This is a genomic window from Williamsia muralis, from assembly GCF_051487485.1.
GTDB lineage: Bacteria > Actinomycetota > Actinomycetes > Mycobacteriales > Mycobacteriaceae > Williamsia > Williamsia muralis_B.
This window is the reverse complement of sequence record NZ_JAHVCV010000004.1, coordinates 447,333-470,991: the sequence shown is the minus strand read 5'-3', so window position 1 is coordinate 470,991 and position 23,659 is coordinate 447,333. Positions and strand designations below refer to the sequence as shown.

Below are 23,659 nucleotides of genomic sequence, written 5' to 3'. Positions count from 1 at the left end.
TCAGATCGACGGCTCAGATCGACTGATCGCCGGGCGACGCCGCGGGCGGTAGAACTGTGGTCGTGAAACTGTTGCTGCTGGCCGACACCCACATCCCCAAGCGCGCCAAAGACCTTCCCGCGGTGGTGTGGGACGAGGTCGACCGGGCGGATGTGGTGATCCACGCCGGTGACTGGGTCGACCTGGCAAGCTTCGAAGCACTCGAGCGCCGGGCGAAACGACTGATCGCGTGCTGGGGGAACAACGACGGCCCTGATCTGCGCTCGCGCATGCCCGAGCGCGCCGATGTGAGCCTCGGCGGCCTGCGTTTCACCGTCACGCACGAGACGGGAGCGTCAGTGGGTCGGGAAAAGCGGATGTCGATCGCGTACCCCGACACCGATGTGCTGGTGTTCGGGCACAGTCACATCCCGTGGGACACCACCACGGGCACGGGTCTGCGTCTACTCAATCCCGGTTCGCCCACCGACCGGCGCAGGCAGCCGTATTGCACGTACATGACTGCTCGTGTGGCCGATGGCGACCTCGGCGATGTTGTTCTGCATCGGATCGAGAGGTGAACCGCTGACGCCCGGCCCGTGGCCGGACGTCAGCGATCAGGAGTCAGGCCGGTAGCGGCTGACCCGGTGTTCCGCTGTCGCGACGCAGCACCCGAAGCGACCCCTGCGCGCCGACCTCGGTGAACTGCCCTGTCTGCAGGGCCTTCTCGTAGATCTCGAACGGTGGCCGGCCACCGTCCTCGGGGTTCGGGAACACGTCGTGGATGAGCAGGGCGCCGCCCACCCGCACCCAAGGCGCCCACCCTGCAAGGTCGTTCTGGGCTGCTTCGCTGCTGTGGCCACCGTCGATGAACACGAAGTCTGCGGCACGGCCCCAGACCTTTGCCGCCGCCGTCGAGGTGGCGAGCAGCCCGATCACCGTCTCCTCGAGACCGGCGTCCCACATGGTGCGCCGGAACCGGGCCGAGGTGTCCAGTGTCCCCGTGTGCGGGTCCACCAGCGAGGTGTCGTGGTATTCCCAGCCGGGCTGATGCTCTTCGGAGCCACGATGGTGGTCGATGGTGACGATGGTGGCGCCGGTCGGTTCTGCGGCGGCTCCGAGGAAGACGGTCGACTTGCCGCAGTAGGTTCCGATCTCAACCCCGATGCCCACCGCATCCGGAGCCGACAGGTATTGCTGCGCAACCCGATACAGTGCGACGGCCTCGTCGATCGGCATGAAGCCGGGAGCCTCGGCCGCGGCGTGCAGGTGCCGTTCGCTCGGCTGGTCGTTTCGGGTTTCGGATACAGATGTCATACCGGTGATCCTATCGGCGCCTCCGCGTAGGGTTGTGCGTTATGAAGGCGCAGATACTCACCGAAGAAACCGGCCCGAGCGGATTGTCCCTGAACGAGGTCCCGGACCCGGAGCCAACCGGCACCCAGGTGCTGGTCGACATCAAGTCCTGCGGCGTCTGCTTCCCCGACCTCCTGATGAGCCAGGGCAAGTACCAGCTCAAGGTGCCGACTCCGTTCACGCCGGGCACCGAGGTGGCGGGTGTCGTGTCGTGGGTGCCCGAGGGATCCGACCTGTCGGTGGGCGACCGGGTTCTTGTCATGTCGGTGGTGGGCGGCTTTGCCGAGAAAGTGGCGGCGGCCCCCGAGCAATTGCTGCCCATCCCGGACGGCCTCACATTCGACGAGGGTGCCGCCATGGGCATCAACTTCCAGACCGCGCTGTTCGCACTGAAGACACGTGCCCATCTCGAGCCGGGTGAGACCGTCGGCGTTCTCGGAAGCGCCGGGGGCGTGGGCGTGGCAACCATTCGCGTGGCAAAGGCGATGGGCGCCAGGGTGATCGCCATCGTGCATCGCACCGGAGCCGAAGAGATGCTGCGGGAGATGGGTGCCGATGAGGTGGTTCAGCTCGAGGAAGGCTGGGGCTCGCGGATCAAGGAACTCACCGGCAACGGGGTCGACGTCCTGATCGACCCGGTGGGGGGCGAGGTGTTCGACGAGGCGCTGCGGCAGGTGGCCCCTGACGGCCGGTTCGTGGTCATCGGGTTCGCGGCAGGCGGTATCCCCACCGTCAAGTTGAACCGGGTGCTGTTCCGGAACATCTCGGTGGTCGGAGCTGCGTGGGGCGAGTACGTCCGCACCCACCCCGGACTTCCGGCGCAGATCCACCAGGAGCTGACCACCATGATCGCCGACGGCATGCGGCCACCGATGAACGTGACCTATGAACTGGCCGATCTGCCCCAGGCTCTCGACGACCTGGCGGCAGGCAAGGTCCTCGGCAAGGCGGTAGTCAAGATATCGGAATAGTGGGAGTGGAAAACAATGTGTCGCAACATAACTGAGCTTCGTGGACTCGAACCCCCGGCCACCGACGTTGAGATCGAGGCCGCAGCCCGCCAGTACGTCCGCAAGGTCAGCGGCGTGCAGAAGCCGTCGGAGGCGAACCAGCAGGTGTTCGAACTCGCGGTCCTGCGGGTGACCGCTGCGACGCAGGAGTTGCTCCAGTCGTTGCCGCCCCGGCGACAACCCCCCAAAACTGTTCCGCCCCTGCGTCGTCCCGAAGTGCAGGCACGGATCGCGGCGCGGGCGGCGCGCGGCGCCTAGCCGAGTCCGAACAACTCCGACGCGTTGTGGTGCAGCACCCGGCGTAACCACTCGTCGCCCATGTTGAGCCGGGTGACTGCACGAAGTGCCGTCGCGTAGCCGTAGGGGATGTTGGGGAAGTCGCTGCCCCACAGGACGCGGTGGCCCAGATCGGCCAGCTGTGCCCTGCGGTCGTCGGGAAACGGTGCCATCTCTTCGGCGAAGTCGGTGAATGCCATCGTCGTGTCGAGATGAATCCGTTCGTGGTGGCTCGCGATATCGAGGAAGTCCGCGTATTCCGGCATGCCCATGTGCGCGATGATCAACGTCAGCGTCGGAAACCGCTGCAACAGTTCGGCGATGGGCTCCGGACCGGTGAAGGTCCCCGGCGCCGGGCCCGATCCGCAATGGATGACAACCGGTGTCCCCGCATCGGCGATGGATCCCCACACCGGATCGAGCAGTGGGTCGAGCGGACTGTAGTTGCCGACCTGGATGTGCGCTTTGAACACCGATGTGCCCGATTCGATCGCGGCGTCGACGTACGCCGGTGCAGAGGGCTCCGGATAGAAGGTGGCAGTTCGCAGACAGTCTGAGGTGTGTGACGCGAACTCCGCGGCCCAGCTGTTGAGCCAAGCGGCCATGTCGGGTTTGTGCGGGTAGATCATCGACGTGAACGTCGTGACCCCGAAATCGCGCAGTGTCTGTACGCGCTGTTGTTCGTCGGTGCGGTAGGTGATCGGCCACTGCCTGCCGACGAGCGGACCGGCGGCATCGAAGTAGGCCCAGACCTTGTCCATCACCGACTTCGGCATGAAATGGGTGTGGACGTCGATCATTCCGGAGAGGTCCAGGTCGCTCCAGATCGTGCGAATGGCGTGCACCTCGGCCGGGGACGCGGGGGAAGGCTCGGACACCTCGCCCACGCTACCGACTGCGCTGCCAAGGTCGACATCGCCTAGATGGACTCATGTCCAGACACCTGTATGTTTTAATGGTCGGAGTCCGGCGGGGAATTGCCCCGCGAGTCCGCGATAAAGGTGTGTTGATGTCAACTGATCGCATACTCGTCACAGGAGCTTTCGGCCTGGTGGGTGCCGAGTTGGTCCGCACCCTGCTGGCCGGTGGCCACGATGTGGTGGCCACCGACCTCGACATCGAGCCCAATCACAAGAAGGCCGCTCGGCTCGCCGGCAAGAACGGGCTCGACGTCAGATGGGCCGACCTGACCGATCCCGCTGCGCTGAATGCGCTTGTGTCCGCGGTTCGTCCGACGGCCATCGTGCACTTGGCCGCAGTCATCCCGCCCGCTTGCTACGCGCGCCCTGACCTCGCCCGCAAGGTCAACGTGACGGCCACCCAGTCCCTGGTCGATGCTGCCGTTGCCCAACCATCGCCGCCGCGGTTCATCCAGGCATCGAGCGTGGCCGTGTACGGTCCGCGGAACCCACACCGCGTGGACGATGTCCTCACCCCGAACATGGCTCTGACACCGTCGGACCTGTACGGCGCGCACAAGGCCGAAGCCGAAAAGATCGTCACCGCTTCGCATCTGGACTGGGTGATCCTACGGCTGGGTGGGGTGATGACAGCCGAACCGCGCTGGGACATCGACAAGGACCTGGTGTACTTCGAGGGGTTGCTGCCCACGGACGGCCGCATCCAGACCGTGGACGTGCGCGATGTAGCCCATGCGTTCGCCGCGGCCGCGACCGGCCAGATGAGCAAGGAGATCTATCTGATCGGCGGCGACGAGTCGCACCGCATCACACAGGGTTTCCTTGCCCCGGCGGTCTCGGAGGCGATGGGTCTCACCGGTGGACTCCCCATCGGCAGGCCAGGAAATCCGGACAGCGACCGCGACTGGTTCGCCACGGATTGGATGGACACCCGCTCCGCGCAGGCGGCCCTTGGATTCCAGCGGCACACGCTTGCAGGCCTCATCGCCGAGACCCGCGATCGGGTGGGTGTCAGGCGTTACCCGCTGCGGGTGATGGCCCCCGTAATGCGCAGATACTTGCGCGGTCAGTCGCCGTATCGCCACACGCCGGGCCGGTTCGCCGATCCGTGGGGAGCGATCGCCTCGAGGTGGGGCAACCCATCGCCCGACTCACTGTCCTGACGTCCGAAGGCCCTGTAGCACAGCGGATGTGACCCGGCACGGTACACCGTTGACCACCTGCGTGTTGCTCGGTACGTCGAACAGTTCTGGCGGATTGAGCAGGTTGGCGTTCGAGCCCGGGTGCGTGTTGGCGGTGGCGAGCCTCGTGCCGGCCACGCCGTGCCCCCAACCGTGTGGAAGGCACACCACCCCCGGCATCATCTCGTCACTCACCTCCACCGGTGCCGTGAGTGAACCGGCGGACGTGGTGATGTCGGCGGGCGCACCCTCGATGAGGCCCAGCCGTTCGGCATCGGCTGGGTGCACCAACACGGTGCAGCGGTCGCGGCCACGCATGAGCGCGGGGACGTTGTGCAGCCATGAGTTGTTGGATCGCAGATGCCGCCGGCTGATGAGCACCAACTCGTCGGCTTCTCGGTCGATGCGCCGTTCGAGTCGGCTGATGTCGGCGGTCAGGTGCGGGTGCACCAGTTCGATGGTGCCCGAGGGTGTGCTCAGAACCTCGTCGAGACGGCCACCTTCGAGTTCGCCGAGCCTGAGTCCGTTCGGGTGATCGCGTACATCGTCGAGTGTGAGGCCGCCGGGTCTCTGGCCGAGATCATCTCCCCACGGCCCCAGCCTGATTCCCAGATCGACGAGTCGTTCGGGTCCAACACCCCGGAGGGCTTCAACTGATGCGGTGGCATCGCGGCCGGCCAAAGGTGTGTCGGGACTGGCGCACAGGGTTGCCACCAGACCACCGACATAGAGGTCGTCCATGGCGGCCACGTCCACGTCGGGGACCGGGGTGCCCAGCACGGCGCCGCTCAGCCGTAGCAGGACCTCCCACTCGGCGGGCCGGCTCGAGTCCGGGGCGAACACCGGTTCGGACCACTTCACACACGACGCGGTTGCGTAGTTCCAGTACAGGTCGTCGGCGTGGAAACGTTCCAGCGGAGACAGTCCCGGGAAGATGACATGGGCGTGACGGGTGGTTTCGTTCAGCCAGTTGTCCACCGAGACCATGGCGTCGATGGTGCCGAGAGCGGCGTCGAGCCGAGCCGATCCCGGGGCCGAGATCACCGGATTGCCTGCCACGCTGATGAAGGCGCGGATCTGCCCATCCCCGGGTGTGTCGATCTCCTCGGCCAGGACACTGATCGGGAACTGGCCGAACACTTCGGGGATGCCCCGGACGCGGCTGTGATAGCGGCCGAACTGCCAGCCGGTGGCATCCTGATCGGGCGGCTTCATGAACATCGGTGACCAGACCGCGGGTTTCGGGAAGAGTGCGCCCCCCGGACGGTCGATGGCGCCGAGTGCGGTGTTGAGCACAAAGACCAGCCACGTGGCCAGCGATCCGAATTCCTGTGTGCACGCACCGATTCGGCTGTACAGAACCGGGTTGCCGGCGTGAGCGAGCCCGGCGGTGAGGCGACGGATGGAGTCGGCGGAGACGCCGCATGCCGGCGCCACGCGTTCGGGTGTGAACGGCGCTGCCATGGCGATCGCGTCGTCGAGTCCGGTGACCCGGCCCTGAAGGTGTTGCGGCCGCTTCACCCAGCCGTTCGAAGCGAGGGTGTGCAAGATCGCGAACAACAGCAGGGCGTCGGTGCCGGGACGGATGGGTACCCATTCGTCGGCACCCTGCGCGGTGTGGGTGCGTCTGGGGTCGACGACCACGACCCGACCGCCCCGGCGCGAGATGTCGCGGATCTTGCCCATCACGTCCGGTGTCGAGAGCATCGAACCCTGTGACGCAGCGGGATTGGCGCCCAGAACCACCAGATGATCCGTGCGGTCCAGGTCTGGGATCGGTGCGTTCCACATGCCACCGAACAGCAGCGCACCGACCACATTGAGTGGCCACTGATCAACCGTGCCAGGGGAGTAGTACGTCTGCATCCCCGCCGCCTGGCCCATCCCGATCAGGCCGCCGATGTAGGAGCTCAGCGAGACATTGTGCGCCACCGGGTTTCCCACGTAGACGGTCAAGGCCCGCGCCCCGTGACGTTCGAGGACCGGTCGCAACACCCGCTCCGCCTCCTCGTACGCGTCGTCCCAGGACACCGGGACGTGCTCGCCGTTCGCGCGTTTGACCATGGGTTCGCGAAGACGGTCCGGATCGTCGTGCAGGTGTCCGAGGACGGTGCCCTTGGGACACAGGTGCCCGCTCGACCACACGTCGTCGCGGTCCCCGCGGATCGACGTGACGGTGTTGCCCTCGGTGTGGACACGAAGACCGCACATCGCCTCGCACAGTGGGCACGTCACCGAATGATCGGCCGGACCCACCGTGAGGTTCGTGTTGCTCGGTTCAGCTCGGTCGGGCATGGGCGATCACCTCGATGGGAACCCCGTTCATTCGCGCCATCCCCGCGAGCCGCTCGAGATCGGCCGGGTCGCTGGAGATCAGCTGATTGACGTTGGCACCCCCGCTGCCCGAATCGGCACGGGCGGCGTCGTTTGCCCGTGTCCAGCCGCCGGAACCGTTGTGACCCCAGCCATGCGGGATGGCGACGACGCCGGGTGAGATGTCTGCCGTGACGGTGATCGGCAGGACGATCTCGCCGTGCGCCGACCGCACCGACACGATGTCACCGTCGGCGACCCGGCGGGCATCGGCGTCGTCAGGATGCATACGCGCCGTGTGGCTTCGCCCGCCGCGCAGGAGCATCGGCGAATTGTGCTGCCACGTGTTCTCCGAGCGGACCTCACGCATCCCGATCAGAAGCAGTGGCAGGTCCGCGGGCTCGTCGAGGTCGAGGCGCCCACACTCCTCGACGAGTTGCGGTGCATCCAGTTTCACCTTGCGACCACGATGGGTGACCACGGTGCGCAGCCGGCCCGGACGGAGGTGCTCGGCGACCACGACACCGCTCGGCTCAGCTCGCAGCCGCGCCAAATTCAGGCCCCGCCGACGAATGCCGAAGCGATCGCCGCCCTGACCCATCCTGATGAGGCCGTTGATCACCCTCTCCGGGTCCACCGGACGCCCCACCCTCCGAGAGACCCTGTCCACGAACGCCATTGCACGCATCTTGGTCGACAGGTCCGCAAGGCCGCCGGCGAGTTCGTTGAACACCTGCCACTCGGGGCGGCTCTCGCCCATCGGCGCGATGACCGGATCCGTGGCCTGTTTGAAGGGTGTGGTGTAGAGCGACTGGAACATCAGCACGTGATCGGGACGTTCGTACATGGTCGGAGCCGGGAGGATGAAGTCGGCGTGGGCGTTGGTCTCATTGCGGTAGAGGTCGAAGGACACGCAGAGGTCCGTCTGCCCGAGCGCGTTGGCGAGTTCGGCGCCATTGGGTACCGACAGCACGGGATTGCCCGCGCAGAGGAACAGCGCCCGCAGCTGTCCGGGCCCGGGTGTGGTGATCTCCTTGGCCATCAACGACGCCGGTGCCTGCCCGGCCACCTGAGGGAAGCCGCCGATGCGGCTGGTGCGTGCACCCCAGCCGAATCCGCCCGACCGCTGCATCGCACGCGCGATCGCGCGCTCGGCTGGAAAACCCATCGTGCCGAACATCGAGCCGCCGACCGAGTCGAGATTGCCGGCAAGCAGATTGACGATGTCGAGCAAGGCGGTGGTCAACGTACCGTTCCGGCCCAAGCACGTGCCGACGCGTCCGTAGACGGCTGCGCGAGACGTGCCGACGAGATCGCGCGCGAGCCTGCGCGCTGTCGCCGCCGGTACCCCCGTTCGGTCCTCGGTCATCTCGGGTGGATAAGGGGCACTGAGCTTCTCGATGGCAGCAACGCCGGTCGCCTTCGCGGCGACTGCTCGGAGGTCGACGAGCCCCTCGGCGAACATCACGTTGATGAGCGACAGCATCAGCAGGGCATCGGTGTCCGGGCGGATCGGCATCCAGTCGAACTCACGGGCGGTCTCGGTGCGCCTCGGGTCGATCACCACCACCCGTCCGCCTCGTCGGCGGATGCCGACCAACTTGTCCCGAACCCGAGGAGTGCTCATCAAGCTGCCGTGGGACACGACCGGATTTGCCCCGACCACAACGAGCAGCTCCACCCTCTCGATGTCCGGGATGGGTACGGCGAGGGCGTTGCCGTAGAGGAAATGGCTTGCTGCGTAACGGTTGTTGGCGTCCTGGGAATTGGAGCTGTAGATGTGTGGGCTGCCGAGCATCTGGAAGAACAGTCCGCTCCAGATCATCAGTCCGGTGTTGAAGACCGATGGATTGCCGAGGTAGCCGCCGATCGACTCGCCACCGTGCTCGGTGTACACCCGGCGCAGTCGGGCGATGATCTCCGACATCGCCGAGTCCCACGACACCCGATCGAAATCACCGTCGGGCCGTCGGCGCAACGGATGCAGAACCCGATCGTCGTCGTTGACGATGTCGCTGAACGCAATGCCTTTCGGACAGGCGTATCCCTCACTCAGCGGATGTGCTGGATCAGGTCTCAAACGGAGCAGGCGGCCGTCCGAAACGGTGGCGATCATGCCGCACATCGGTTCGCAGATGCGGCAGAACGTCGTCTTGTCCACGGGCGCGGTCACGGCGACAACCAGCTCGGCGCAGGTGCGACCGTCGACCCTGACAACACCATCAGAGCGATGTTGTACGCCAGGAACGCCACGTTGAGTAGACCCGCGAGGGCGAGCAGTCGCACGACAACGGGCAGGGCGCCCGGCAATATGTCGATTCCGGGATCGAGAACACTGAAGCGGTGGCCCCCGCGGAAGAACATGAGCATGCCCGGAAGCGCCCACAGGAAGCCGAGCATGATGCCCTCGTACACCGGCCACTGATCTGCCGTACCCGCGCTGATCGCGAGGTTGTCGGCCACCCTGTTCCACACGAGCAGGCCCTGTGCGATCCCGGCCATCTCGAATGCGGCGTCCAGGACGACGAAGATGAGCCACACCGACAGCACCAGCAGGAGTGGTGAGTGGAGACCGATGCGGTGAAGTCCTCGCAGGATGGCGTAGCTGAGCAGACCGAAGATGGGCAACAGGGCGAAGAACACCAGGGCCTCGAACAGTGGCTGCGAGAGGGTTGGCCCGTCGACGGGGGAGAACGGCAGGTGACTCACCCAGTCGCCGCGATCGCGAAGATGGGCGTTGTAGGTGAAGTTGTGGTCCAGAGCGTTGACGAGGGGTTCCTGCCAGTAGACCGCCGACCACGCGAACGTCAGCAGCAGCGGCCACGTGAGTCCCTTTGCGCGCCAGAAGGAAAAGACCAGAGCCGCAATCCAGACAACAGTCAATACGATCAGGATCGCTTCCGCGCGATCGACATTCGCCATCACCGAGGCCGGCACCGGGTCGTTGCCTTCTGGCTGTTTCGCCGGATCGGCGAGAAGCCAGGCGATATACCCGTACACCTGGATCGCGACGAAGATCAGTCCGACGGCGGCGAGGATCAGCGCCGTCTTCGACGGTCGCAGTGGACCTTTCGTGCGGTCTGGTTGCGTCGGCACCATGTCTGACGTGACAGGGGGTCCGGACATAAGTGCTCTTCCGTCCTGCAGTCGGCCACCTCGTGGTGGTCGCGTGGATGGGCTGTTGGATGGTGGTCAGGAGTGGTGGTGTCATAGTGCAAACAAGTGAGACCTACGTCACATTTCCCGGTTTCATTCAGTCACAGGGCCATCTGAGGTGTCAACACTCGCGACTCCTGGCGGTTGGTGACTTCCCTCGTCTCCGTACGAAGGAGTAGCGTCTGTAAACGAATCTCTTTAGTCGCTAGGAGTCCTCAGTGTCCATTGATCACCCTTCGCCCACGCGGGCGGCGGCGTCCGAGGTGCGGGCCGCGCGCCGCAGTCGGATGACACGCGAGAGCGTGATCTCGGAGGCGCAGGCCCTTGTCGACGAGCTGGGTACCGAGGCCTTGACGATGACGGCTCTGGCCTCGCGATTGCAGGTGCGGGTGTCCTCGCTCTACAACCACGTCCACAGCCTCGAAGAACTGCGCAGCGAACTACAACTCCACGCGATGCGCGAGCTCGGTGACCTCGCGCGCAGGGCGGCCATGGGGCGTACCGGGGTGGATGGGTTGCGGGTTCTGGCCAGGGTGTTCGTCGACTATGGCGAGCGCTGGCCCCATCGATGCCGATCGCTGCTGCGAGTTCCCATCGACCTGCCTGCATTTCGTGCCGCCAGTGCGGAGGCGGGGGAGGCCCTCGCGGTGATGATCCGTACCGCCGGTGTGCCCGAAGACCGGGTGCTGCAGACGCAGCTCGCGCTGTTCGCCGCGATCAACGGGTTCGTCTCCCTGCAGCTGTCCGGGTTCTTCGATGTCGTGGGCAACGCCGACGACGTGTTCGAACAGATCCTTCAGGGCGCGGTCACCGCAGCGGTCCTGGGCAGCTGAACCCGCCCCAGGCCACCGACGGTTGACGAGGGCCGGCCCGCGGTGATGTGACAAATCTGGCTGTTGCGGTCCGTGCCTGCTCACGCCCCGATATCGCCGAAGACCAGCGCCGATCCGATTGACAACGTAGTGTCGCGGTTGTACGAATGGCATTCGACAGAAACGAATGCCTTTCGTTTTCGCAATCGACTCCGACGAGGACATCATGCGACGCTTGAGTGGAACCGACTCGCTGTTCCTGGCGGCCGAGACACCGTCGTGGCATCAACACGTCGGTGGCCTCACGATCTTGGAACCGGGGGACTCGGGACTCGGATACGACGACGTCGTTCGGCTCACACGCGAGCGGATGGAATACGCCCCCAAGTTCCGCTGGAAGCTCAAGCAGGCCCCGTTCGGACTCGATCGCCCGGTGTGGGTGGATGATCCGGATTTCGACGTCCGACATCACGTGCACCGCATCGGTGTTCCCTCCCCCGGCGGCGCCCGCGAGGTCGGCGAGGTGGCCGGTCTGCTTCTCAGTGCCCAACTCGACCGCAACCGCCCGCTGTGGGAGGTCTGGCTGATCGAAGGCCTCGCCGGTGGACGGGTGGCTTTGCTCATGAAGTACCACCACTGTCTGCTCGACGGTGTCGCAGGCGCCGGTCTCGCGACCGCGATGCTCGACATCGAACCAGACGCGACAGCGCCGCTGGTGGCCAAGCCGTCGCGCGAGGAATCATCCGCCGGCGATCAGGGTGTGCTCGACGTCGTCGGCGGTCTGGCGAACAGATGGGTCAAAGGCCCCGCGACCTATGCGCGTTATGGATTCGACGTTCTCTCCAAGGCCGCCGCCGTACTGGATGGCGCACGCAGCGGGGGATCGTTGGCCTCGGCCATCCCGAGAGGCCCGAGCACTCCGTTCAATGCGTCGATCGGAGTCCGCAGGCAGCTGGCGTTCGCCGGCATCGCGTTCGACGACATCCGTCGCATCAAGGAGGCGCACGGGGTCAAGGTCAACGACGTGGTGCTGGCGTTGTGCGGGACCGCGCTGCGTACCTATCTGCTCGCGCACGACGCCCTGCCGGATCGCTCACTGGTGACAGGCGTGCCGGTGTCGACCCGCGCCGAAGGCGACGACACGCAGGACAACCAGATCACGACCGTGTTCGTGGAATTGGCCACGCATCTCGATGACCCGATTCAGCGACTCAAGACGGTTAGCGAGACGGCAGCGGGCGCCAAGGAGATGTCGAAAGCGATGAGCGCCAAGCAGATCCAGTCGCTGGGTGAAGTCGCCGCCCCGCTGATCCTCGGTACCGCGATCCGGGCGATCTATTCGGCCGAGCTGATTTCACGGATGCCACTGCGGATCAACACCCTCATCTCGAACGTCCCCGGTCCGCCGCTTCAGCTGTACATGGGCGGCGCCAAGGTCACAGGTATCTACCCGAGTTCGGTGATCCTGGAAGGGATGGGCCTGAACTTCACGGTGCTGTCGAACATGGAGCGGATGGATTTCGGTCTGCACGTCGACCCGAACCTGGTTCCTGATCCGTGGGAGATCATCGATGCGCTCGAGGCGGCGCTTGCCGAGTTGCTGGCGGCCAGCGGTCTGGAAGGTCCCACTGCCGTTGATGATCCGTTTGCTGCCGACGAGCCGTCGGACGGATCGGGCGACGAGACGCAACGGCCACCGTCCACGACGGACCGACGGACGAAGAGCGGGGTGAAGTAGTCCGATGGAGCGCATGACCGGACCGGACGCGTTGATGCTCAACATGGAGACCTCGACGACGCCGATGCACACCCTGAAGGTCGCGATTCTGGACTCGTCGAACCGTGGCACACCGGTGACTCTCGCCGAACTGCGCGCGTTGGTACCACGCTATCTAGGTCATTTCCCTCGGGCGACCCAGCGGATCGAAGCGCTGCGTGGCCATCGAGGACGTCCTTTCTGGGTGCCCGACATGAGCTTTCGGATCGCCCACCACATCGATGAGCACACCCTTCCGGCCCCTGGCGATCAATCGCAGCTCGATGAACTGCTGGCCGCGCTCGCCACGAAACGGCTCTCACGCGATCGGCCGCTCTGGGCCATGACGCTGGTACACGGGCTGAGCGGCGACCGGCAGGCGGTGGTCATCCGGGTGCATCACGCGGTGGTGGACGGTCTGGCCGCGCTGAACTGTTTCCGCACGGTGACAAGCGACAGCCCGGGAGCGACTGCGGCTGAACCGAATCCCTGGTCCATCGATGACGCCACACCTCCCGACCGCGCAGAGATGCGTGCGATGGCCCGGCGAGAATCGGTTCGCCTGATCCGCGACCTACCGCATGTGGCGGCAGATGTGTACCGCACCGGGGTGGCGGCCCGTCGTTTCGAACAGCGCCGCGCCGTACCCCACTTCATGGGCGCCGACCGCACGAGTTTCAACACCCCGAGTTCACATCGGCGGCGCTGTGCCAGTGCGTCGATTCCACTCGCTGACGTGCGGCGGGTGGCGGCTGCCACGGGCACAACCGTCAACGGTGCTTTCCACGGGATCGTGGCAGGGGCGATCCGCGCGGAGCGTCTGGCCCGCCGAGAACGCACCGATCGTCCCGCAGTCGGGATGTTCGGGGTGTGCCGCGACCTCTCCTCGCCCCGCCGCCAGGGCAACGAGCTGGCGACGGCGACGGTCTACCTCCACACCGAGATCGTCGACCCTGTCGAGCGGGTGCGCGCCACTGCATCGAGTTGCGCTGCGGCTGTGTCCCTTCGCAGGCAGCTGGGTTTCGACCTCACCGAGCATCTCGCGACCTACACCGGTCGCCTGGGACCCTGGGCGCGTCCGATCGCAGCGCCCATCGCGCCTCTGGTGATGAACCACATCACCACGGCGAACATGCCAGGACCGAAAGAACATCGATGGATCGGCGACGTGAAAGTGGAGCAATGGACGTCTTTTGCACTGGCGATAGCCCCAGCAGATGTCAACCTGACCGCGTACAGCTACGCGGGGCAACTGTCGATGGGTCTGATCACCACACCCGAGTCCATGGCTGACCCGGCGGCATTCCTCGGCCGGGTCCAGGCGTCTCTGGACGAATTGACCTCGGCACTGCGCACGGCTGAGATGCTGGATCGATGACGGCCACACCCGGGCCGGATCGTGGTCGCTGGCAGAACAGATTCGACTCGTCGCTTACACGGATGTCGCTGCTGGCCGAAGTCCTGCCCCGGGCGGTGCTGAGCTCGCGCAGCGCCAGCCATCGCGCCGCGGCCACGGGCATCCCACCGTCGGCGTTCGGCGTCCGCCAGGTGGGTGAAACAGCGCTCGACGAGTTCTTCATCGCCGGCTTTTCACTGCTGCGCGCCGTGCCCGATGAAGACGACATCAGAGCGAACGTGGACAGGTGTGCGCTGGTGGGCAGCAGGCTCAGGGCGCTGCCGATGACCGAGGCGAACCCGGATCCCCCCGAGCTCCGAATCCAGCGGTCGATCCGCCGGAAACTGGGGCCGGTGGCGTACGAGCGGCTGGACTACGCGAGTCCGGACCCCCACCCGCTGTTGCTCTCGGGCGACAAGACCAAGACGGCGGCAACCGTGCGTGTCCTCGAACACCGCGAGCGGGGACACCCGTGGCTGCTCTGGATCCATGGCGCCGGTCAGGGCCGGATCGACGACCTGATGTCGTTGCGCGCAGCGTTTCTGCACGAGGAACTCGGCTACAACGTCGTGTTCCCGGTCCTGCCGGGGCACGGGTTGCGACGCAGCAAAGGCGTGACCTTCCCCGGCTTCGATCCGATGGCCAACGTCGCGCTCACCGCTCGCGGGATCGCGGAGGTCCGTGCCCTGGTCCGGTGGATGCATGCGCAGGATCCGACCCCCATCACCGTCGGTGGCATCTCGCTGGGCGGTCCGGTCGCCGCAATCGTGGCCGGCCTCGAACCGCAGGTGCAATCGGTGATCGCAGTGGTCCCGATGCTGGACCTGCACGCGACCATGGCCCATCATCTGCTCCGGGGCGGTGACCGGGGTCGTGCGATCGCAGAACTGTTGCGGTCGGATCCGGTCCAGGACGTGACGAGTGTCGTGGATCCCCTCAGGGTGACACCGCATGCGCAGGCGGACCGCCGTCTGGTGGTGGCCGCCCTGAACGACAGGGTGACATCGGTTGCCGCCGCGGAACGTTTGCACGCCCATTGGTCAGGGCCGGTGCACTGGTATCCGGGTGGGCACATCGGCGGGGTGATGTCGTCGGCCGTGCGCGCGGCGATCACCGACTTCGCCTCGGCGCAGACCTAGAACGACCCGCGCCGGAGGCGCCCCTCGCGGAGGTGGTCGGCCGGAGCAGGTTGGTGGCCCACGTGGTGGTCGGGGTACCGTTGCCAGCTGTGCCTGATCAGTCCCCGGTTGAAGCCACTCGTCGACGACTGACGGGCAAACGTGCCGACACGGTGTTGAAACTGGGTGCGGCCACCGTCGAGGTACTCGGCGAAGTGGGCTACTCGGAGCTGACGGTGCCACTCGTCGCGGCCAAGGCGGGCCTTGCCCGCGCGACCGCCTACATCTACTTCTCCTCGAAGGAACACCTCGTCGCAGAGGTGTACTGGCGCCGGCTGACCACGGCCACACCTCCGGCCAACGACTCTCCGGAGATGATCGAGCGCGTCGTGAGCGTGCTGCGCTACCTGGCCCTCAATGTCGCCGACGAGCCCGAGTTCGCCGCGGCGGTGACGCAGGCATTGCTCAGCAATGACTCCGACGTCGAACAGCTCCGCTTCCAGATCAGCCGCGAGATCCATCGACTCCTGGTGGCAGCCGTCGGGTCGCAGGGGAGCTCCAGAGATGTGGGACTGCTGGAGTTGGTCTACACCGGCGCGATGGTTCGCGCGGGGATGGGTCACCTGTCCTACGGCGAGGTCGCGGACCAGCTCGAGGCTGCCGCGCGCCAGATTCTGGCTTGAACGCTTCCGCCTTCAATAGTCAAGTCGTCTAATAGCTTTCGCCAGTTCCGGCGCTGAATGCGCGCCGGGTCCGGTGCGTGTGACCGCTGTCGAGAACTCCACTCAATCACACAACTGGACACCCGTCTATACGGTTGACGATACGAATGTCTGTGCGTAATGTCTGACTGGCTTCGAACAAAGTGATCTGCATCACCAGCCGCCCCATCTCCCGCTCCTCGCGAGCCCACTGAGAAACCAGTCCTCCGTCGTGGATGGCCGGGCGATGGCGTCTGGCGCTCGATCGCCCCATCCATGGATCGTGAAGGGTATGAAATATGAAGTCACGCAGGACAAGTCGCAGCCGCGGCCAAGTCATCTTCGGCGTCGGTGCCTCGGTGCTGTTGACAGTTCTCGGCGTCAGCGCGTGCAGCGACGGTTCCGACAGTGACTCCCCGGATTCGTCGCTGCCCACAACATCCCTGCCGGCAGACGCGGCCACTGGCGCCCCGATCAAGGTGGGCTTCATCAACAGCGAAGGCGGCTCGTTCGCCTCTTTCCCGGCCAACCGCGAAACCGCTCAGGCCGCAGCCGAATACATCAACGCCAACGCGGGTGGGGTTGACGGACGACCCATCGAACTCGTCATCTGCAAGCAGCAGGAAGAACCGGCTTCGGCGACGAACTGCGCCAACCAGATGGTCGAGCAAGGTGTTGTCGCAGTGGTGGTTCCCGGTGGAGCCCAGGGCCCGGCGATGTTGCCGATCCTCTCCGGCGCAGGCATCCCGTACGTCGGCCCGGTCGGCGTCACCCCCGTCGAGCTGACCTCGCCGGACTCCTTCATGTTCACCGCCGGACTGCCCGGCGTGCTGGCCGGTATGGCTCAGTACTCGGCGCAGAACGGCATCAAGAAGCTGGCCCTGATGTCCGGTGACGGCGGAGGCACCCCCGCGGCGATCTCCGCGATCGGTGGCCCGATCTTCCAGGCGGCAGGTGTCGAACTCAAGGTCGTACCCATTCCGACCGCCGTGCCCGACCCCACGCCGCAGCTCACCGCAGGGCTGTCCGACAACCCCGATGCCGTTGCCATCGTCGGCGACGCCAACATGTGCATCTCGGTGCTGAAGACCATGCAGACCGTCGCCCCGGGCAAAGACCGACTGGTCGTGCCCACGTGCGTCGCCCCTGACGTGGTGAAAGCCGTTGGCGGATCGGTCATGGAAGGTATCAAGGACTTCACCACCGTCGACATCTACTCAGACGATCCTGACTCGGTGCTCTACCGCTCCGTGATGGCGCAGTACGCGCCGGAGACCGACATCGGCGGCTACGGTTACACCGGATACCAGGGCGTTCTCGGCCTGTACCGGGTGATCGAGAATCTGACCGGCGACATCTCGCCCGCAACGGTGACCGGAGCGCTCAAGGCAGCCAAGGACATCCCGCTCCCCATCGGGGCCGGACTGAAGTTCACCTGCAACGGCACCGCGATCCCGCAGCTGCCGTCGATCTGCAGCAAGACGTTGCTCGTCGGTCCGGTCGACAGCGAGGGCAAACCCACGAACCTCACGAGCGTGGGCTAGATCCACCGCGAGAAGACCACCTGAATCATCGAAAGAAGTTGGAACAGTAGATGACCGAGCACTTTGCCTATCTCTTTCTCGGCCTGGGCAACGGAGCGGTCTACGCCGCCCTCGGACTCGCGTTGGTTATGACCTTCAAGAGTTCGGGGGTGGTGAACTTCGCGACGGGAGCTGTCGCGCTGTACACCACGTACACGTATGGGTTACTGCGTGAGGGAGAACTCCTCATCCCGGTACCCGGCTTCCCGTCGACGATCGAATTGGGTGGCGAACTCGATCTCGTTCCCGCCGTCGCGATCTCGCTGGTGATCGCGGCGGCGCTGGGAGCGCTGCTGTACCTGGTGGTCTTCCGCCCGATGCGGTCGGCGCCGGTGGTCGCCAAAGCCGTTGCATCGATTGGTCTCATGTTGGCCATCCAGGCGCTCCTCGCGCTTCGGGTCGGCACGACAGCGGTTCCGGTGGCACCGATCTTCGAACCGGGAGTCCTCTCCATCGGTGACAGTCAGGTGCCCACGGACCGCATCTGGCTCGCCGTGGTGATCGTGGCCCTGGCGACAGTGGTCGCGCTGGTGTACCACTTCACGCGATTCGGCGTGGCCACCGAAGCCGCCGCGGAATCGGAGAAAGGTGCGTTTGTCACCGGGCTTTCGCCCGATCGCATCGCAGTGAGCAACTGGGCTCTGTCGTCGGTGATCGCAGGCCTCGGCGGTATCCTCATCGCCCCGATCGTGCCCCTGAGCCCGATCGCCTACACGATGTTCATCGTGCCCGCACTGGCTGCGGCGCTGGTGGGCAACTTCTCGTCCATGGCTTTGGCCGTCGCGGCCGGGCTGGGCATCGGAATACTGCAGGCTGAGGGAACGCACCTGCAGAGCCTCTACAGCTGGATTCCGAGATCTGGTGTCTCCGAGGCGATCCCGCTGCTCTTGATTTTGGTGTTCCTGGTGGTCAAAGGTCGGCCGTTGCCCAGTCGTGGCGGTATCGTGCACCAGAACCTCGGTCGGGCACCGCGTCCGAGATGGATCTGGACGCCAGCGGTTGTCGCCACCGTGGTTGCCGTCATCGCCCTGTCGGCGACGTCGGGCAGCTACCGCGGGGCGATCATCGCCACCTTCATCTTCGCCATCCTCGGACTCTCGCAGGTGGTGGTGACCGGGTTCGCCGGACAGGTGTCGCTCGCCCAGCTGACCCTCGCGGGTGTCGGTGCCTTCGGGCTGAGTGTGGTGAACACCGAACTGGGGATACCTTTCCCGTTCGCGCCGATCCTGGCTGCACTGATGGCCACGGTCATCGGGGTGGTGGTCGGGTTGCCTGCCCTCCGGATCCGGGGGCTCCCGTTCATGGTGGTCACGCTCGCCCTTGCGGTGTTCCTGGAGACCTTCTGGTTCCGCAACCCGTCGTTCAACGGCGGACTCAAGGGCTCGAACTTCGACGCACCGAGCATCTTCGGGATCGATCTGGGTATCGGCGCCGGGGAGAACTATCCGAGGATCTCGTTCGGGATCCTGTGCCTGATCATCGTGGTGATCGCCGCGGTCGGCGTCGGTCTGCTGCGGCGCAGTCGGCTCGGCTCGGCCATGCTCGCCGTCCGAGCCAACGAGAGGTCTGCGGCCGCCGCGGGCATCAACGTGTCGCGAACCAAGTTGGCCGCGTTCGCAATCGGCTCTTTCCTCGCCGGGCTCAGCGGCACATTGCTCGCCTACCAACAAACTCTCGCAACCGCTGATCCGTTCAGTGTGTTCGCCGGTATCGCGATCTTCGCCATCATCTACACCGCCGGGATCACGTCCGTGTCGGGAGCCTTGCTGGCCGGTGTCCTCGCGCCCGGCGCGCTGCTGTACATCGTGCTCGACCGGGCCTTCGACTTCGGTGACTACTACGCGCTGGCCAGTGGGGTGCTCCTCATCCTGACGGTGATGATCAACCCGGACGGCATCGCCGGACGCATCACCCCTCTGGTGCAACGGTTCTCGCGGACCGAGACACCCCGAGCCACGGCCGGGGAGCCCGATGCCTCGACGATGCCCGCATCCGGCCGGCTCGACGCCGATACACCGGTGATCGATCGTGACCGCACGCTGCTGAAGGTCGACTCCGTGTCGGTGCAGTACGGCGCAGTCGCCGCTGTCAGTGCCGTGTCGTTCGAGGTGTTCGACGGTGAGATCGTCGGGCTGATCGGGCCGAACGGCGCCGGGAAGACCACACTGATCGACGCCATCAGTGGCTTTGCGTCGGCGTCGGGACACATCACTCTCGACGGAACCGACGTGACCGATCTGGCTCCGCACCGCCGCAGCCGACGTGGATTGGGCCGCACCTTCCAGGATGTCGAGCTGTACGACGACCTGTCCGTGCGGGAGAACGTGACCGTCGGCGCGCGTGGCGGTAAGGCTTCCACCAGCGACGAGAGCGTCGACGGTGTTCTCGGATTGCTCGACCTGCACGCGGTCGCCGATGTCACCGTTGCCTCACTGTCACAAGGACAACGGCAATTGGTGTCGATGGCGCGGGTGCTCGCCGGCAATCCCTCGGTGGCACTGCTCGACGAGCCCGCCGCCGGTCTCGACAGCAACGAGAGTCGGTGGCTCGGTGAGCGGTTACGCGCCGTCCGCAACAACGGAATGACAATGCTCCTCGTCGACCACGACATGGAACTTGTTCTGTCCGTGTGCGATCGGATCATCGTCCTTGATCTCGGCAAGGTCATCGCCAGCGGGACCCCCGATGCCATCCGGGCCGATGAGAACGTCATCCGCGCCTATCTGGGTATGCCTGCGGGTGGTCGAGACACCGACGAGGCCACATCGGCGACCGGGCTCACGGAACAGAAGGTGATTTCATGAGTGTGCTGGAATGCAAGGGCCTGGAGGCCGGGTACTTCAAGCGCAGCCCCTGTGTGCGCAACGTCGACCTGAACATCGGCGCGGGCGAGGTGGTGTCGCTGCTGGGGCCGAATGGTGCAGGCAAGACCACGTTGTTGCTCACCTTGGCCGGGCTGTTGCCGAGTTTCGGCGGAGAGGTCTTGGTGGGTGGGCAGACCCTTCGTCGCGGAAGTCCGCGCGCGGCAGTGGGTTCCGGCCTCGTACTTGTGCCCGACGACCGCGCGCTCTTCCGCGGGCTGAGCGTGCGCAAGAACCTACAGCTCGCGACCCGCGGACGTGACCGCGGCAAGCAGGCCCTGAACGAGGTGCTCGAGTACTTCCCGGCACTCGGTGCTCGCCTCAAAGTCGACGCCGGTCAGTTGTCCGGAGGTGAGCAGCAGATGCTGGCCATCGGCCGCGCACTCATCCAGCGACCAAAAGTACTGCTCATCGACGAGCTGAGCATGGGGCTCGCACCCGTTGTGGTGGAATCGATCCTGCCGATCATCCGCGCGGTCGCGGACCGGGGCGACACCGCGGTGGTGCTGGTGGAACAGCACGTCCACCTCGCCCTCGGGATCGCGGACCGAGCTGTGATCATGGTGCATGGTGAAGTGGTCCTCGACCAGCCGTCGTCGGTGCTGTCGGACGATCCATCGTTGGTCGAACGGGCTTACATGGGTGCGCGCAAAGATGACTCGGAGAGTGTTGTGGGCTGAGTTGGGCTCTTCTGCGGTCGGAAAAGTTGTCAGACCTCGCGGTTAGACTAGGCAGTTCGGCACTGTTTGTTTCTCGAAAAAGGTTGCGGCGCAGAGAAAGAAGTCGAGTTCGAACACTTGTACGAATGGCGATTCTGCTCTAAAGTTGAGGCATGGATATCGGGGGAATCCGCACAGCGTTGGCTGTGATTGCGCAGGGGTCACCGCCTGAAGCTGATGCCGTCTTGGCCGAGCAGGTGGTGGCCTTGATCAAGGTTCGTCATCTTGTTGATCACGTGTTGTCGGTGTGGGCGGGGGCGCTCGATCGGCGTGGTGTGGCCAAGCGGCTCGGAGCGGCGTCCACTGCTGCTCTGTTGATGACCGCGGGCCTTGCGCCGGGATGTTCCCATCGCACGGTGCGGGTAGGTCGTGCCTTGGCGTTGTTGCCGAAGGTCGAGGATCATGCTCGCGACGGTGACTTCTCCGGCGAGCAGGTCGACGCGATCGTGCGGGGCATAGCGCATGTCGAGCGAGCTGTGCCCGGATTGCCGGACGCAGCCCGCGACGCCTGTGTGAACCGCCTGCTGGCGCAGGCGTGGTCGGGTGCCACACCCACTGAGATCGGCGAACGGGCTCGTGGTGATGCGTGCGCGCTCGCGCCGACAACAGGTGCGGTGCCGGTGTCGGAAAACGCTGCGCTGAACGGCCTCACGGTGACTCCCGGTGGTGACGGGCGGGTGCGTGGAAAGTTCGACGTCGATGCAATTCTCGGCGAGAAATTGTTGACCGGGCTGGATCCACTGACCAGGCCGATGCCGGCCGACGATGGCACACCTGACCCACGCTCGACCGAACAACGAATGGCCGAAGGCCTCGAGCGCTTGATCGACGCCTACTTGCAGGCCGAAGACCGGCCGACGGTGGGTGGGGTGCGCCCGCATCTGACGATGACCGTTGATGCGCGTGAGCTGGCCGAGGAGGGAGCTGCACCGCCGGGGTCAGGGGCGTCGACAGATGAGTACGCGCAGTTCCTCGATGAACGGGGTTATACGAGCCCGTTCCACTTGCAGTGGATGGGACCGATCAGCGGTGAAGCCGCACGGTTACTGGCCTGCGATGCCACGTTGACGTCGATGATCCTCAACGGTGAACGTGTACCTCTCGACGTCGGTCGAGAACATCGCACGGTCACTCCCGCGATACGGAAAGCATTGTTGGCGCGGGATTGTGGGTGCGCGTTCCCAGGATGCGGCCGCCCTGCCGGATGGACCGATGCCCATCACATCGAGCACTGGTCCAAAGGCGGCAAGACCAGCCTGAGCAACACCGTCCTGTTGTGTCGGCACCATCACCGAATGGTTCACCACCAGGGGTGGGCAGTCGCGATAGGCGGCGATGGGCATCCGTGGTTCACGCCACCGAAGAGTGTCGACCGACGACAGAAACCGATACCTGCTCACCGACGGTCGCAGATCGTCGCGCCGGCTGCCGCCTAGAACTGACATCTCGAACCGCAGACCTTGTGACCGATCGACCAGCTCCTTGACAACTACACAGTGTGAGGCCGAGTCAGTCCCGATCGTTTGGGGCGTCAGTTCCTCAGTGCGGGAAGCACTTTCTCGCCGATGAGGTGCACGCTGTCCCAGGAGGGTTGCTCAGGCATGCCGCCGCACACTGGGTGGCTTGTCACCAGGCGCACTTCGCGACTACGGCATTTCTCGACCAGGTCGTCCGGGGTGCAGACCAGATAGCCCGTGCCGCTGCGAAGTTCGTCCACGGTGGTGGAGCTGTCTCGAACATGCGAGGCGTGGTCGCCGTGCCACGCTTCGTACGCCTTCGCGTCGGCGAGCAGGTACGAGCCGTAGTGGTGCCAGAACCGGTCGGGGTCTTCGGAGCAGAACACCGTCGACGGCCCTGGTGGCGGCGTCATCACAAAACCCGGTTCGCGGCCGTGCGCACGGCATTCCGATTCGTACAGGTCACGCAACGCGGTGTCGGCGACCTGGGGTTGGAAACCGAGGTCGAGTCGGGCGGCGCGCAGAGCAGCAGCCCTGGAGCCACCGCCGTAGAACAACATCGGGTGGGGCTTGGACAACGGCGCCGGGGTCACCTGCACTGTCCGTCCCTCGAACTCGAACGGTTCTCCACTCCACGCGGCCCGGAGAACACCGATCAGTCGTTCGATATCGGCGCCCCGACTGACCCACGGCCGACCGAATTGTGCGTACTCGTGGGGCAGGTACCCGAGTCCGAGCGTGTACGACACCCGGCCCCCGCTGAGGTGGTCGAGGACGGCGATGTCCTCGGCCAGCCGCAGCGGATCGTACAGATTTGCGACAAGCGCCGACACCGTGATCGAGATCCGAGACGTTCGCGCAGCGAACGCCGACGCCACCAGCATCGGACTCGGGAGGTAGCCGTCGGGCGAACCGTGGTGCTCCGACAACATCAGGGCGTCCTGGCCGTGCGTGTCGAGGTACTCCGCCTGCTCCACCGACCGCGCGAACAGTTCGCCGCGGGCGGCGGGGGTGGCGCCGGGAGCGCGGAAATCGAATCGAGTCGCGAAGAATGTCACCGGACCA

Annotated in this window: 19 protein-coding genes; 13 read left to right on the top strand and 6 right to left on the bottom strand. The window is 65.5% G+C overall.

Translation table 11 applies throughout. The features are described from left to right. Positions 1–62 precede the first annotated feature (62 nt). On the top strand, positions 63–560 hold the full coding sequence (locus tag KXR83_RS13495) for a metallophosphoesterase family protein (RefSeq protein WP_437425245.1): 498 nt from the start codon (positions 63–65) through the stop codon (positions 558–560). 43 nt (positions 561–603) lie between these two features. Here KXR83_RS13495 and KXR83_RS13490 read toward each other — a convergent pair whose 3' ends face one another. Further along, a complete protein-coding gene (locus KXR83_RS13490; RefSeq protein ID WP_030165055.1) occupies positions 604–1,296 on the bottom strand; it encodes a class I SAM-dependent methyltransferase in 693 nt (230 codons plus the stop codon). A 41-nt stretch (positions 1,297–1,337) separates the two neighbouring features. Between KXR83_RS13490 and KXR83_RS13485 the strand changes: the two genes are divergently transcribed. Further along, on the top strand, positions 1,338–2,306 hold the full coding sequence (locus KXR83_RS13485) for an NADPH:quinone oxidoreductase family protein (RefSeq protein ID WP_437425244.1): 969 nt from the start codon (positions 1,338–1,340) through the stop codon (positions 2,304–2,306). 15 nt (positions 2,307–2,321) lie between these two features. Then, a complete protein-coding gene (locus KXR83_RS13480) occupies positions 2,322–2,603 on the top strand; it encodes a DUF2277 domain-containing protein (protein WP_030165049.1) in 282 nt (93 codons plus the stop codon). On the opposite strand, the gene KXR83_RS13475 is transcribed toward KXR83_RS13480, so the two are convergent. Beyond that, a complete protein-coding gene (locus KXR83_RS13475; RefSeq protein ID WP_437425243.1) occupies positions 2,600–3,499 on the bottom strand; it encodes an amidohydrolase family protein in 900 nt (299 codons plus the stop codon). The two genes, KXR83_RS13480 and KXR83_RS13475, sit on opposite strands and share 4 nt — an antisense overlap. A 131-nt stretch (positions 3,500–3,630) precedes the next feature. Between KXR83_RS13475 and KXR83_RS13470 the strand changes: the two genes are divergently transcribed. Next, positions 3,631–4,704: an NAD-dependent epimerase/dehydratase family protein gene (locus KXR83_RS13470; protein ID WP_437425242.1), complete on the top strand. Its 1,074-nt coding sequence runs from the start codon at positions 3,631–3,633 to the stop codon at positions 4,702–4,704. Here the strand turns inward: KXR83_RS13470 and KXR83_RS13465 are convergent. Genes KXR83_RS13465 through KXR83_RS13455 form a run of 3 tightly spaced genes read right to left on the bottom strand, consistent with a single transcriptional unit; the run spans position 4,693 to position 10,161 of the window. After that, on the bottom strand, positions 4,693–7,017 hold the full coding sequence (locus KXR83_RS13465) for a molybdopterin-dependent oxidoreductase (protein ID WP_437425241.1): 2,325 nt from the start codon (positions 7,015–7,017) through the stop codon (positions 4,693–4,695). The two genes, KXR83_RS13470 and KXR83_RS13465, sit on opposite strands and share 12 nt — an antisense overlap. Next, positions 7,001–9,208, bottom strand: coding sequence for a molybdopterin-containing oxidoreductase family protein (locus KXR83_RS13460; protein WP_437425240.1), 2,208 nt, complete (start codon positions 9,206–9,208; stop codon positions 7,001–7,003). The genes KXR83_RS13465 and KXR83_RS13460 overlap by 17 nt, the downstream gene beginning before the upstream one ends. Then, a complete protein-coding gene (locus KXR83_RS13455; RefSeq protein WP_437425239.1) occupies positions 9,205–10,161 on the bottom strand; it encodes a spirocyclase AveC family protein in 957 nt (318 codons plus the stop codon). The genes KXR83_RS13460 and KXR83_RS13455 overlap by 4 nt, the downstream gene beginning before the upstream one ends. A 248-nt stretch (positions 10,162–10,409) precedes the next feature. On the opposite strand from KXR83_RS13455, the gene KXR83_RS13450 reads away from it, so the two are divergent. The 9 genes from KXR83_RS13450 (at position 10,410) to KXR83_RS13410 (ending at position 22,573) form a co-directional block, all read left to right on the top strand. Continuing rightward, entirely contained in the window at positions 10,410–11,024 is a 615-nt protein-coding gene (locus KXR83_RS13450) for a TetR/AcrR family transcriptional regulator (protein ID WP_317711876.1), read from the top strand. 214 nt (positions 11,025–11,238) lie between these two features. After that, the gene (locus KXR83_RS13445) at positions 11,239–12,741 is read left to right on the top strand and encodes a WS/DGAT/MGAT family O-acyltransferase (protein ID WP_437425238.1); all 1,503 of its coding nucleotides are present in this window, start codon (positions 11,239–11,241) and stop codon (positions 12,739–12,741) included. 13 nt (positions 12,742–12,754) lie between these two features. Continuing rightward, positions 12,755–14,137: a wax ester/triacylglycerol synthase domain-containing protein gene (locus KXR83_RS13440; protein WP_437425237.1), complete on the top strand. Its 1,383-nt coding sequence runs from the start codon at positions 12,755–12,757 to the stop codon at positions 14,135–14,137. After that, positions 14,134–15,294, top strand: a complete 1,161-nt coding sequence (locus tag KXR83_RS13435) for an alpha/beta hydrolase (protein WP_437425236.1) — start codon at positions 14,134–14,136, stop codon at positions 15,292–15,294. The genes KXR83_RS13440 and KXR83_RS13435 overlap by 4 nt, the downstream gene beginning before the upstream one ends. 89 nt (positions 15,295–15,383) lie before the next feature. Continuing rightward, on the top strand, positions 15,384–15,956 hold the full coding sequence (locus KXR83_RS13430; protein WP_437425235.1) for a TetR/AcrR family transcriptional regulator: 573 nt from the start codon (positions 15,384–15,386) through the stop codon (positions 15,954–15,956). A 317-nt stretch (positions 15,957–16,273) separates the two neighbouring features. Then, a complete protein-coding gene (locus tag KXR83_RS13425) occupies positions 16,274–17,518 on the top strand; it encodes an ABC transporter substrate-binding protein (protein ID WP_437425234.1) in 1,245 nt (414 codons plus the stop codon). Positions 17,519–17,568: 50 nt separating this feature from the next. Further along, on the top strand, positions 17,569–20,361 hold the full coding sequence (locus tag KXR83_RS13420) for an ABC transporter permease subunit (protein ID WP_437425233.1): 2,793 nt from the start codon (positions 17,569–17,571) through the stop codon (positions 20,359–20,361). Then, positions 20,358–21,098 (top strand): ABC transporter ATP-binding protein, encoded by a 741-nt coding sequence (locus KXR83_RS13415; RefSeq protein ID WP_437425232.1) that lies wholly within the window; start codon positions 20,358–20,360, stop codon positions 21,096–21,098. Before KXR83_RS13420 ends, KXR83_RS13415 begins: the two co-directional genes overlap by 4 nt. Before the next feature lie 152 nt (positions 21,099–21,250). Then, positions 21,251–22,573: a DUF222 domain-containing protein gene (locus KXR83_RS13410; RefSeq protein WP_437425231.1), complete on the top strand. Its 1,323-nt coding sequence runs from the start codon at positions 21,251–21,253 to the stop codon at positions 22,571–22,573. A gap of 95 nt (positions 22,574–22,668) precedes the next feature. On the opposite strand, the gene KXR83_RS13405 is transcribed toward KXR83_RS13410, so the two are convergent. Beyond that, on the bottom strand, positions 22,669–23,652 hold the full coding sequence (locus KXR83_RS13405; RefSeq protein WP_437425230.1) for an LLM class flavin-dependent oxidoreductase: 984 nt from the start codon (positions 23,650–23,652) through the stop codon (positions 22,669–22,671). Positions 23,653–23,659 lie beyond the last annotated feature (7 nt).